Origin of the sequence: Micromonospora sp. GCM10011542 (assembly GCF_042650685.1) — a bacterium.
Classification (GTDB): Bacteria; Actinomycetota; Actinomycetes; order Mycobacteriales; family Micromonosporaceae; genus Micromonospora.
Genome location: NZ_JBHSBO010000016.1, coordinates 188,313 through 199,415, shown reverse-complemented (window position 1 = coordinate 199,415; position 11,103 = coordinate 188,313). Strand labels below are relative to the sequence as shown.

The 11,103-nt window shown below is 76.3% G+C and carries 14 protein-coding genes and 1 tRNA gene; 11 read left to right on the top strand and 4 right to left on the bottom strand.

Annotated features, from left to right (window positions below):
- The 9 genes from ACFOW4_RS05920 to ACFOW4_RS05880 form a co-directional block, all read left to right on the top strand.
- The coding region (locus ACFOW4_RS05920; RefSeq protein ID WP_377525205.1) for a 4Fe-4S dicluster domain-containing protein at positions 1 to 366 on the top strand (366 nt) is incomplete at its 5' end.
- On the top strand, positions 363 to 1,604 hold the full coding sequence (gene nrfD / locus ACFOW4_RS05915; protein WP_377525203.1) for an NrfD/PsrC family molybdoenzyme membrane anchor subunit: 1,242 nt from the start codon (positions 363 to 365) through the stop codon (positions 1,602 to 1,604). The genes ACFOW4_RS05920 and nrfD, both read left to right, overlap by 4 nt.
- Positions 1,605 to 1,642: 38 nt before the next feature.
- Positions 1,643 to 1,738, top strand: a tRNA-Sec gene (locus ACFOW4_RS05910).
- A 24-nt stretch (positions 1,739 to 1,762) separates the two neighbouring features.
- Positions 1,763 to 3,067: an L-seryl-tRNA(Sec) selenium transferase gene (selA, locus tag ACFOW4_RS05905; protein WP_377525201.1), complete on the top strand. Its 1,305-nt coding sequence runs from the start codon at positions 1,763 to 1,765 to the stop codon at positions 3,065 to 3,067.
- A 2-nt stretch (positions 3,068 to 3,069) separates the two neighbouring features.
- Positions 3,070 to 4,824 (top strand): selenocysteine-specific translation elongation factor, encoded by a 1,755-nt coding sequence (gene selB, locus ACFOW4_RS05900; RefSeq protein WP_377525199.1) that lies wholly within the window; start codon positions 3,070 to 3,072, stop codon positions 4,822 to 4,824.
- Between the two features lie 50 nt (positions 4,825 to 4,874).
- Positions 4,875 to 5,726, top strand: coding sequence for a hypothetical protein (locus ACFOW4_RS05895; protein ID WP_377525198.1), 852 nt, complete (start codon positions 4,875 to 4,877; stop codon positions 5,724 to 5,726).
- A 48-nt stretch (positions 5,727 to 5,774) separates the two neighbouring features.
- Positions 5,775 to 5,972: a hypothetical protein gene (locus ACFOW4_RS05890; protein WP_281574446.1), complete on the top strand. Its 198-nt coding sequence runs from the start codon at positions 5,775 to 5,777 to the stop codon at positions 5,970 to 5,972.
- Positions 5,973 to 6,045: 73 nt separating this feature from the next.
- A complete protein-coding gene (locus ACFOW4_RS05885) occupies positions 6,046 to 7,323 on the top strand; it encodes a hemolysin family protein (RefSeq protein ID WP_377525195.1) in 1,278 nt (425 codons plus the stop codon).
- A 94-nt stretch (positions 7,324 to 7,417) separates the two neighbouring features.
- Positions 7,418 to 7,588 (top strand): hypothetical protein, encoded by a 171-nt coding sequence (locus ACFOW4_RS05880; protein ID WP_377525193.1) that lies wholly within the window; start codon positions 7,418 to 7,420, stop codon positions 7,586 to 7,588.
- Between the two features lie 5 nt (positions 7,589 to 7,593).
- On the opposite strand, the gene ACFOW4_RS05875 is transcribed toward ACFOW4_RS05880, so the two are convergent.
- Positions 7,594 to 8,223: a hypothetical protein gene (locus ACFOW4_RS05875; protein WP_377525227.1), complete on the bottom strand. Its 630-nt coding sequence runs from the start codon at positions 8,221 to 8,223 to the stop codon at positions 7,594 to 7,596.
- 155 nt (positions 8,224 to 8,378) lie between these two features.
- Between ACFOW4_RS05875 and ACFOW4_RS05870 the strand changes: the two genes are divergently transcribed.
- Positions 8,379 to 8,585 (top strand): hypothetical protein, encoded by a 207-nt coding sequence (locus tag ACFOW4_RS05870; protein ID WP_377525191.1) that lies wholly within the window; start codon positions 8,379 to 8,381, stop codon positions 8,583 to 8,585.
- Between the two features lie 10 nt (positions 8,586 to 8,595).
- Here ACFOW4_RS05870 and ACFOW4_RS05865 read toward each other — a convergent pair whose 3' ends face one another.
- From ACFOW4_RS05865 to ACFOW4_RS05855, 3 genes are all read right to left on the bottom strand, one after another.
- Complete coding sequence (locus tag ACFOW4_RS05865) at positions 8,596 to 9,057, bottom strand: hypothetical protein (RefSeq protein ID WP_377525190.1); 462 nt, start codon at positions 9,055 to 9,057, stop codon at positions 8,596 to 8,598.
- Positions 9,054 to 9,266: a phosphatidylethanolamine-binding protein gene (locus ACFOW4_RS05860; protein WP_377525188.1), complete on the bottom strand. Its 213-nt coding sequence runs from the start codon at positions 9,264 to 9,266 to the stop codon at positions 9,054 to 9,056. Before ACFOW4_RS05860 ends, ACFOW4_RS05865 begins: the two co-directional genes overlap by 4 nt.
- Before the next feature lie 71 nt (positions 9,267 to 9,337).
- A complete protein-coding gene (locus ACFOW4_RS05855; protein WP_377525187.1) occupies positions 9,338 to 10,210 on the bottom strand; it encodes a universal stress protein in 873 nt (290 codons plus the stop codon).
- 114 nt (positions 10,211 to 10,324) lie between these two features.
- On the opposite strand from ACFOW4_RS05855, the gene ACFOW4_RS05850 reads away from it, so the two are divergent.
- Positions 10,325 to 11,071 (top strand): SAM-dependent methyltransferase, encoded by a 747-nt coding sequence (locus ACFOW4_RS05850; RefSeq protein WP_377525186.1) that lies wholly within the window; start codon positions 10,325 to 10,327, stop codon positions 11,069 to 11,071.
- Positions 11,072 to 11,103 lie beyond the last annotated feature (32 nt).

The window sequence follows — 11,103 nt, the reverse complement described above, 5'->3', positions numbered from 1 at the left end:
TGGAAGTGCACACTCTGCTACGACCGGCTCGGCGCCGGAAAGACCCCGGCGTGCGCGCAGGCCTGCCCCACCGAGTCCATCCAGTACGGGCCGCTGGACGAGCTGCGGGAGCGAGCGGCGGCCCGGGTCGCCACCCTGCACGAGCGGGGTGTGCCGGAGGCGCGGCTGTACGGCCACGACCCGACCGACGGGGTCGGCGGGGACGGGGCGTTCTTCCTGCTGCTCGACGAGCCGGAGGTCTACGGGTTGCCGCCGGACCCGGTGGTCACCACCCGGGACCTGCCGAAGATGTGGAAGCGGGCCGGCCTGGCCGCCCTGGCCATGGCCGCGGCGACGGTGGCCGCGTTCGTCGGAGGTTCCTCGTGAGTCCGTACCGCGCCCCGGTGGGCGAGTTGTTCCGCCGCTTCCGGGACCGCCTCGCCGCCGAGGGCGCCGACGGGCTGGGTGGCCCCAGCGGGTACGCCCGGGGTGGCCAGGGCGTCAAGACCGGTGCCGGACCGGCGTCGAGCGCCCCCACCGGCGCGGCCACCACCGATGCCGGGGCGGCCCGGGCCGGTCTGTCCCCGCGGCCGCCGCGCGACGCCGCGCCCGCCGACCGGCGGACCGGGCGGCGCGGTCGCCGCGGTGGCGGCGAGGAGCTGCGGGTACCGGCGGCGGAGTTCACCTCGTACTACGGCCGGCCGATCCTCAAGGCCCCGGTGTGGCAGTGGGACATCGCCGCGTACCTGTTCACCGGCGGGCTGGCCGCCGGGTCGTCGCTCCTGGCCGCGGGCGGGCAGCTCACCGGCCGGCCGGCGCTGCGCCGGGCCGGGCGGGTCGCCTCGCTGGTCGGGATCAGCGCCAGCGCCGTCTTCCTGATCAAGGATCTGGGTCGGCCGGCCCGGTTCCACCACATGCTGCGGGTAGCCAAGCCGACCTCACCGATGTCGGTGGGCACCTGGATCCTCACCGCGTTCGGTCCGGCCGCCGGGATCGCCGCGGTGGCCGAGGCAGCGCCGTGGCTGCCCGAGCGGGGTGTGCTCGGGCTGGCCCGCCGGGTGCTGCCACCGGTGGGTCACGCCGCCGGGCTGGCCGCCGCCGCGACCGCGCCGGCGCTGGCCACGTACACCGGGGTGCTGCTCGCCGGCACCGCCGTGCCGTCCTGGCACGAGGCGTACCCGGAACTGCCCGTCATCTTCGCCGGCAGCGCGCTGGCCAGCGGCGCCGGCGTCGGTCTGCTGGCCGCGTCGCCGGCCCAGGCCGGGCCGGCCCGCCGGATGGCGGTCGCCGGTGCGGCCCTGGAACTGGTCGGCGCGCACCGGGTGGAGACCCGCCTGGGCCTGCTCAGCGAGCCCTACCGGCTCGGCCGGCCCGGTCGGTTGCTGCGCGCCGGTCGTCTGCTGACCGCGGCCGGTGTGGCCGGCGCGCTGCTCGGGCGCCGCAGCCGGGCGGTCGGGGCGCTCTCCGGCGCGGCGCTGCTGGCCGCCTCGGTCGCCACCCGGTTCGGCATCTTCTACGGCGGGGTCGCCTCCGCCCGCGACCCGCGGTACACGGTGGTCCCGCAGCGGGAACGGGTCGAGGCCCGCCGCGCCGCCGAGACGCCGGGGGTGGATCCGGCCACCTGACCACGCGCCCTCGCCCGGGCTGTGGTCAAATGGCCGGTGGAGGCGTTCAGGCGGCTGGTGCCCCTCCCGGTCTTCAAAACCGGTGTGGTCCGGGACCCGGGCCAGGCGGGTTCGATTCCCGTCCGTCTCCGCCAACTCCCGCGGTAGGAGATGACGCGATGCGTGACGGGCCGGTCGACCCGCGTCGCCGGGTGCCCCGTACCGACGCGGTGCTGGCCGATCCCCGACTGGTCGCCGCCGTCGCGACCCTGGGCCGGGACCGGGTCAAGGCGGTCGTGGCGCGGGCGCAGGAGCGGGCCCGCGGCGGCGAGATCGACCCCGACGAGGTTCCCGACGCCGCCGTGGCCGCGCTGCCGACTCCGGCGCCCCGGGCGGTGCTCAACGCCACCGGCGTCGTGCTGCACACCAACCTGGGCCGGGCGCCGCTGTCGCCCACCGCCGTCGCCGCGGTGCTGGCCGCCGCGGGGCACACCGACGTCGAGTTGGACCTGGCCACCGGTCGGCGGGCGCGGCGCGGCCGCGACGCCCTCGACGCGCTGGCCGCCGCCGTCCCCGACGCGGGAGCGGTGCACGTGGTCAACAACGGCGCCGCCGCGCTGGTGCTGGCCGCCACCGCCCTGGCCGCCGACCGGGAGATCGTGGTCAGCCGCGGCGAACTGGTCGAGATCGGTGACGGTTTCCGCCTGCCCGACCTGCTGGAGAGCACCGGCGCCCGGCTGCGCGAGGTCGGCACCACCAACCGCACCACCCTCGCCGACTACGCCGACGCGGTGGGCCCGCGCACCGGTTTCGTGCTCAAGGTGCACCCGTCGAACTTCCGGGTCACCGGGTTCACCTCGGACACCGGCGTCCGGCAACTGGCCACCCTCGACGTGCCGGTGGTCGCCGACATCGGCTCCGGCCTGCTCACCCCCGACCCGCTGCTGCCCGACGAGCCGGACGCCGCCAGCACCCTGCGCGCCGGGGCGGCGCTGGTCACCGCCAGCGGCGACAAGCTGCTCGGCGGCCCGCAGGCCGGGCTGCTGCTCGGCGACGCCGCCCTCGTCGAGCGGCTGCGCCGGCATCCGCTGGCCCGGGCGTTGCGGGTCGACAAGCTCACCCTGGCCGCGCTCGCCGCCACGCTGCACCGCCCGGACACCCCCACCCGCCGCGCCCTGCACGCCGATCCCGGCGCGCTGCGGCAGCGGGTGGAGCGGCTGCGCGACCGGCTCGGCGTGGACGGTCGCAAGGCCGAGGTGGTGCCGGCGGTCGCCGTGGTCGGCGGCGGCGGCGCCCCCGGCGTGGAGTTGGACTCGTGGGCGCTGAGCCTGCCGGAGCGCTACGCCGAGCCGCTGCGCACCGGCGACCCGCCCGTGCTCGGCCGGGTGGTGCGCGGCCGGCTGCTGCTGGACCTGCGCTGCGTGCCCGCCGACGCCGACGAGGCGGTACGGGCGGCGGTGCTGCGCGTGCCCGGGGACGACTGACCGTGTTCGTCGTCGCCACCGCCGGACACGTCGACCACGGCAAGTCCACCCTGGTCCGTGCGTTGACCGGGATGGAACCGGACCGCTGGGCCGAGGAGCGCCGCCGGGGCATGACCATCGACCTGGGTTTCGCCTGGACGGCGCTGCCCTCGGGCGGCACGGTCGCCTTCGTCGACGTACCCGGGCACGAGCGGTTCGTGCCGAACATGCTCGCCGGGGTCGGCCCGGTGCCGGCGGCGCTGATCGTGGTCGCCGCCGACGAGGGCTGGATGCCGCAGTCCGCCGAGCACCTGGCGGCGCTGGACGCGCTCGGCGTCGCGTACGGCCTGCTCGTGGTGACCCGCGCGGACCTGGCCGACCCGGCGCCGGCGATCGCCCGGGCGCGGGCGGAGATCGCCGCCACCAGCCTCGGCCCGGTGGAGGCGGTGGCGGTCAGCGGCCTGACCGGCGCGGGCCTGCCCGAGCTGCGCGTGGCACTGGACCGGCTGGCCGCCCGGCTGCCGGACCCGGCGGCGGACGGGCCGGTGCGGCTCTGGGCCGACCGCAGCTTCACGGTGCGGGGCAGCGGCACGGTGGTCACCGGCACCCTCGGCGCCGGCCGACTGCGCGTCGGCGACGAACTGGAGCTGGCCAGCACCGGCGAGCCGGTCCGGATCCGGAGCCTGCACTCGCTCGGGGTGGCCCGTTCCGAGGTGACGGCGGTGGCCCGGGTGGCGATCAACCTGCGCGGCACGGCCCGCGACCGGCTCGGCCGCGGCGACGCGCTGCTCACCCCCGGCGGGTTCCACCGCACCGACCTGGTCGACGTGCGGCTCACCGGCGACCCGGCGGCCGACCTGCCGGCCACCCTCACCCTGCACGTCGGGTCGGCCGCGGTGCCGGTGCGCGCCCGGCCGCTGGGTTCGGACACCGTGCGGCTGCGGTTGGCCCGTCCGCTGCCGCTGCTGGTGGGCGACCGGGCGCTGCTGCGCGACCCGGGCCGGCACCACGTGGCCGGCGGGGTACGGGTGCTGGACGTCGCGCCTCCGCCGCTGGCCCGCCGCGGGGCCGCCGCCGCCCGCGCGCAGGTCCTGGCCGAGCTGGACGGCCGACCCGACCTGGCCGGGGAACTGCGCCGCCGCCGGCTGGTCCGGGCCGGGACGCTGCTGCGAATGGGCGTGCCGGAGAGCACCACGCCGGTGGCGGGGGACTGGCTGGCCGATCCCGAGCACTGGCGGCGGCTGGGCGCCCGGCTCGTCGAGGAGGTCACCCGGTACGCCCGCGAGCACCCGCTGGAGCCCGGCATGCCGGTCGACGCGCTGCGCCAACGCCTCGACCTGCCCGACCGGGCGCTGGTCGAGGCACTGGTCCGTCCGCCGCTGCGGCTGCGCGCCGGGCGGGTGGGCGCGGTGGGCGCCGACGCGCTGCCCGAGCCGGTGGCCCGGGCCGTGCGCCGCGTTCGCGAGGAGTACGGCGACCGGCCGTTCCGCGCGCCCGAGGCGGACCGCCTCGCCGACCTGGGCCTGGGCCCCCGGGAGATCGGCGCGGCGGTTCGGGCGGGCGCGCTGCTGCGGCTGGCCGACAACGTGGTGCTGCTGCCCGGCGCGCTCGACGACGCGGTGCGGGTGCTGGCCGGGCTGCCCCAGCCGTTCACCCTCTCCGCGGCACGCCAGGCGTTGGACACCACCCGCCGGGTGGCGGTGCCGCTGCTGGAACTGCTGGACCGCCGCGGCGTGACCCGCCGGCTGCCCGACGACGCCCGCGTCGTCGTCACCTGACGCACCGGCCCGCCGCCGGCGCGGTTGCGCCCGGATGCAACGGTGGCGGCATGATCGAGTGGTCACCGCGCGATTCGTCCACCCGCGGCCGTTGGCGCGGCCCGGCCCGCGCCGCGCTGCGCTGGGGTCTGCCGCTGCTCTGGCTGCTCTGGGCCGGCCTGGCCTGGTGGACCGAGCCCCGGCAGGTGCCCGAGGAGCAGCTCGACCGGGACCTGGCCGCCGGAAGCGTGGTCACCTTCCAGCGCACCACCGGCTGGGACGACAGCGACGCTTACTGGGGAAGCCGAGCGCAGCCCCGGTACGCCACGGCCGGCGACACGATCGCCTGGACCCTGCCCAACGGGCAGATCCGGTACGCCTACGTCGGCACGCCGGACCCGACCTGGTCCGGAACCGACCCGACGGACCTCGACCCGAGCGCGCCCGCCTCGACCGCACCTGACCCGGCCACGTCGCCGAGCGAGGAGGCGACGGCCGATCCGGAACCTGCCCCGGTCGAGCCGGAGGACGCCCGACTCGTCGCGGTCGCCGACCCGTGGGGTACCGCCGGCGCGCCGGCGCACCGGGCCGCCAACGCGGCCGGGCTGCTCGCGGCGGTGGTGACGCTGCTGTGGTTGGGGGTGCTGGTCGCGGGCGCGCCACCGACGGCCGGCACCCGCTGGTTCTGGTTCTGGGTCGGGCTGCTGCCGTTCGGCCTGGGTGTGCTGGCCTGGACCTACCGGGAGCGGTGGCGGCCTCGTCACCCGACCGGTGCCGCTGTCCGGCCGGGCGCAGGCACCATCGCCGACACGCGGTCGTCGGGCTGGCGGGGACTCGGATGGCTGTTCGTCGGCGGGATCGCGATCTCCCTGCTGGTGTACGGGGCCAGCCTGCTGCTCGGGCCGACGGTGGTGCCCGGCTGAGCGGGCCAACCGGCCACCGGGAGCGCAGCGGTCACCTACCGTGACGCCATGGACCCTTCGGCGGTCTGGCGGGACCGGCAGCACAAGTGGCGGATCGAGGCGTACCGCGCCCCGGACCTGCGGTTCGCGATCTTCGCGACCAACGGGACCACCGAATCGGCTCCGCTGTGGCTGTTCGGCATGTCGGCGCTGGCCCGCTGGTTGATGACCCACGCCATCTCGCTGGACGACCTGGAGGTCGACTGAGCCCGGCCGGAACGGCCCCGCCGCGGGCGCGGCTGCGGTTGAGTGGCCTGAGGCGGGCAGACGGGGGTACGCGATGGGCGGTCAGCTGGGGCAGCTGGCGCTGGTGGCGGTGCTGGTGCTGGTCAATGCCGCGCTCTCCGGCAGCGAGATGGCCATGGTGACGTTGCGTGAAGGTCAGCTGCGGCAGCTGGGCCGGCGCAGCCGTGCCGGTGACCGGCTGGTCCGGCTCGCCCGCGACCCGAACCGCTACCTGGCCACCATCCAGCTCGGCATCACCCTGGCCGGGTTCCTCGCCTCCGCGGCGGCGGCGGTGTCACTGGCGCAGCCGCTGGTCGGCCCGCTGGGTTTCCTCGGCGCGGCGGCCCGGCCGACCGCGGTGCTGCTGGTGACGGTGGCGCTGACCTTCGTGACGCTGGTGATCGGGGAGCTGGCGCCGAAGCGGCTGGCCATGCAGCGGGCGGAGCGCTGGGCGCTGGTCAGCGCCGGCCCGCTGAACCTGCTGGCCCAACTCTCCCGGCCGGCGGTGTGGCTGCTGAGCAAGGCCACCGACCTGGTGGTGCGGCTGGCCGGCGGCGACCCGCGGGCCAGCCGGGAGGAGATGACCGAGGACGAACTGCGCGAGATGCTGGTCAGCCAGCGCGGCCTGTCCGCCCAGCAGCGCGAAATCCTCACCGGCGCGTTCGACATCGCAGGCCGGACGCTGCGGGAGATCCTGGTGGCCCGCCGGGAGGTGACGGCGCTGTCGGCTGCGCTCCCGGTCGCCGACGGGATGCGCCGGCTCGCCGCCGCCGGGCGGTCCCGGGCGCCGGTGACCGGCCCGGGGGGCCTGGACGAGGTGATGGGCGTGGTGCACATCCGCGACCTGGTGGAGGCGGCGGGCGGCACGGTGGGGCAGCGGGCCCGTCCGCCGCTGCTGCTGCCGGCGACGCTGCCGGTCTCCGACGCGTTGCGCCAACTCCGTCAGGCGCACCAGCAGCTGGCCCTGGTGGTCGACGAGCACGGCGGCATCGACGGCATCATCACCCTGGAGGACCTGCTGGCCGAGGTGGTCGGCGAACTCTACGACGAGACCGACACGGACGTCTCCGAGGTGAGCCGGGAGGCCGACGGCTCGCTGCTGGTGCCCGGCGACTTCCCCCTGCACGACCTGCCCGACCTGGGGGTGCGGCTGAACTTCCCCCTGTCGCGGGAGTACACCACCGTGGCCGGGCTGGTGCTGGCACGCCTGGGTCACCTGCCGGCCGCGCCGGGGGAGACGGTGCGGCTGCCGGGGCTGACCATGGAGGTGCTGGAGGTCGCCGACCGGGCGGTACGCCGGGTGCGGCTGCGTGATTTCGTCGCCGACCGCTGACGCGGTGCGGCCACCCGGTCGGGGGACATCCGCGGCGAATCCGCCCGGACCGGGGACCGGGCTGCCTACGGTGCGGTTTGTGAAGGACCGAGGGATGCGTAGGTTCCTGGCCGTGCTGGCCGGCCTCGCGGTGATCTACTTCGGCACCACCGGCCGGAGCCCGGAGGAGGGCCGCGGGATCTCCGGCGGACTGGTGATCCTGGCGCTGCTCGCCGCGCTGCTGGTGTGGCACCTGACCAGGCCAGAGGACAAGGCGGCGAAGTGAGCGCTTCACCGGGCGGCGCGGGTGACCTCACCGGCGGACTCCTTGTCGAGCGCCACCCGGACCAGGGCGGAGGCGAGCCGGCCGAAGTCCGGCTCCTCGACCAGCCCGGCCAGCCGGTCCGGTGAGCTCGGCAGACCGAGGCGTTTCGCCCCGGCCAACGCCCGCCGGTCGGCGTACGGGCGTACGTCGGACCAGACCGTCTGGGCCTCGCGCAGGTAGATGTCCGCGCCGGTGGGCCCGATGCCGGGAAACTCGGTGAGCCGCCGGCGTAACCCCGCCGGATCTCCCCGCGCCTCCCGGTGCAGTCGCCGCAGGTCACCGTGCCAGCGGTCCAGGCAGAGCCGGGCGCCGGTGCCGAGCATGGTGGCCGTCCGCTCGTCGTAGCGGCGGTAGTGGCCCCGGCCCAGCGCGTCGACGCGCTCCTGCCAACTGGCCGCCTCCATGGCCTGCGGCGTGCGGTAGCCCGCGGCGAACAGCTCGCGCGCCGCGTCGATCGCCACGCAGGCCCGGATCCGGGTGCTCAGCAGGGTGGCCAGCACCAGCAGCTGGTACAGCGGTCCGGGTCGGTCCGCCAGCCGGATCCCGGCCTCGTCCGCGTACGTGCGGCCCCGCCGGTCGAGCAGGACCCGCACCATCGTTCGATCGTCACCCACCCCCGCCGGGTACCCGCCGGGTGGCCGGCTAGCCCTCGCCCGGGCCGTTCCGTGGGGCCGGATTGCCGCCTGATCCGACGGGTATGCCGGCGATGGAGGCGGTCGATGCCGCCTGCCGCAGCCGGAGGGAGACGGTCATGGTGAACCCGCAGCAGGAGGAGTTCCGCCGAAACGCCAAGGGCGCCACCAGTCAGGACAGCAAGGGACCCAAGCCAACCGGATTTCCGCTCAACCGCGGCTCCTCGAACGCCGACACGGGGCGCCCGGTGCCCAAGGGCCAGGTGTCGCCGTACGGCCCGACCCAGGAGCCGGTGGCCGAGGACGACAGCGACGTCAAGGGTTAGCAGTCCCGGTTCACGGCCGCCGCAACCTGTTCCAGGTTGCGGCGGCCGCCATTCCGAACGCCAGGTGCGGCACGATGTCCGAGAGCCAGTCGCTGCGCCGCCACGTTCGGGGGTCGCTGATGCGCAGCGCGGCGAACGTGCTGTCGGAGATGGTCATCACGCCGGCGCCGAGCAGACCGGTGGCCAGCGGCAGGGGCTGCCGGCGGCCGTTGGCGTAGAGCGCGAAGGCGATCCCCGCGCTGACGCCCAACCCGTAGCCGAGCACGGGCCCGAGGCCCGAGCGGCGGTTCGCCGCCCGGTCCTCGGGCCCCAGGTCGAGGTGCGCGATGTTGGCCAGCCGGCCCGCGGTCAGCTCGGGTGTGCTGCTCACCGGTCGACCCCGCAGCGCTATGTCGAGGTAGCTGACCATGTTCAGCGCCGCGCTGCCGACCGCCCCCGCGATGGCGCCGTCAGCCAGGTCGACCGGTCTCACTTCGGGTCGCCTGGTTCGCGGTCGCTCTTCGGACCGAAGGTGCGGTCTCCGCGGATCACGCCGTGTTGGCCGCGATCCTCCTGCAGGATCCGGTTGGCGACCTTGTCGGCCTTGGCGTCGTTCGTCCGCCGTCCGGAGCCGTCGATCTCGTTGCGCATGCGCGCCCGCTGCTTGTCGTACGCGTTGCTGCCCGGCCGTGGTCCTGGCATGTGCTGCCTCCTTCGTCGCCGTTGGCGTACCGCGCCCGTCTACCCGCCTGCGGGCGCGCCAACCCCGGGCGTCAGCGGGGTGCGCGGACCACCGCGACCGGGCACCGGGCGTGGTGCAGCACCGACTGGCTCACCGAGCCCAGCAGCAACCCGCTCACCTCGCCGCGCCCCTGCCCGCCCACCACCACCAGCTGGGCCCGGCCGGACGCCTCGGCGAGCACCGCGCCGGCCCGGCCGCGTACCGCCCGCCGGGTCAGCGACAACCCCGGGTACCGCTCGGCAAGCCCGGCCAGGGACTCGCCGAGCACCCGGTCCTCCTCACCGTGCATCGGGGCCTCGTCGTCTGACAGGGGCTGCATGTCGCCCGGGCCGAGATGCTTGTAGGCGTGCACCGCCTCCAGCGGCGTGCCACGCGTCGTCGCGGCGTCGGCGGCGAACTCGACGGCCAGCCGCGACGCCGGCGAGCTGTCCACGCCGACCACCACCGGCCCGTCGGCGCTCTCGACGCCGCGTGCCACCAGCACCGGGCAGTCGGCGTACGAGGCGACCTGCACCGCCACCGAGCCGACCACGAGCGCGGCGAAGCCGCCCAGCCCCCGGTCGCCGACCACGATCACCGCGGCGCTGGGGGATTCGCCCACCAGCACGGCAGAGGCTTCCCCGTCGATGATCTCGCCCGTGACCCGTAGCCCCGGTGCGGTCGCCTCGGCCTCGGTCACCGCCGCGTCGACCAGCTCCTCGGCCCGGTGGCGCAGCCCACCGCCGGGTGGCGCGTCCGGGGCCGGTGAGACCGGCACGTGCAGCAGCGGCCAGATGAACGCGTGCACCACCCGCAGGGGCCGGTGTCGCCGTGCCGCCTCGGTGGCGGCCAGGCGTACCGCGCGCAGCGCCGGCTCCGAGCCGTCCACGCCGACCACCACCGCCGCGCCGTCCGCCGAGTTCACCTGACACCCCCTGCCCGGGTCAGTATCCGCTGGCGACGGGTCCGCGCGGGGCGATACCGCGCAGCACGCCCGCTCGGTACGCTGGCCACGACCACCGGGGAGGGAGCGTCATCGATGGTTGAACCGGACCAGCCGAGCACCGCCCGCATGATCGACTTCTGGCTCGGCGGGGAGCACCACTTCGACGTGGACGTGGCCGCCGCCCACGCCTTCGAGCAGGCGTACGGGCCATGCGGGTCGGTGTTCCGGGAGCTGCGCGCCTTTCTGGGCCGGGCGGTGCGGGCCATCGCCGAGCAGGGCGTCGACGGCTTCCTGGTCTTCGGTGCCGGGGTGCCGACGATGGGCAACGTGCACGAGGTCGCGCCGGAGGCGACGGTGCTCTACACCGACGTCGACCCGGTCACCATCCGGCTCGGTCAGCGCATCCTGGCCGGCAGCGACCGGGCCGGCTACGGCTACGGCGACGCCACCGACATCGGCACGATCGACCCGGCCCAGCTGCACCGGTTCGTGCCCGGGTGGGGTCGGCGGCCGGTCGGGGTGGTCTTCCTCGGGCTGGCGGCGTTCCTCGACGACGACACACTGACCCGTACCCTCGACGAGCTGTACGCCGCGGCGGCGCCGGGCAGCCTGCTCGCCGTCGACTTCGACACCGAGGAGCTGGCCGGGCATCCGCAGGCGCTGGCGATGATGGGGCCGGCGTTCCGGATGCGCGCGCCGTCGGCGTTCGCGCCGTTGCTGGGCCGCTGGACGCCGACGGAGGACGGCATCGTCCCGGTCACCCGGTGGCGTCCGGACGGCACGCCGGCGGCGGTCCCGGACGCGTTCCACGGGGCGGTCGCGGTGCGCGGCGCGGACTGACGAGCGCCGGGTGACCGCGCCGACGGGCCGTC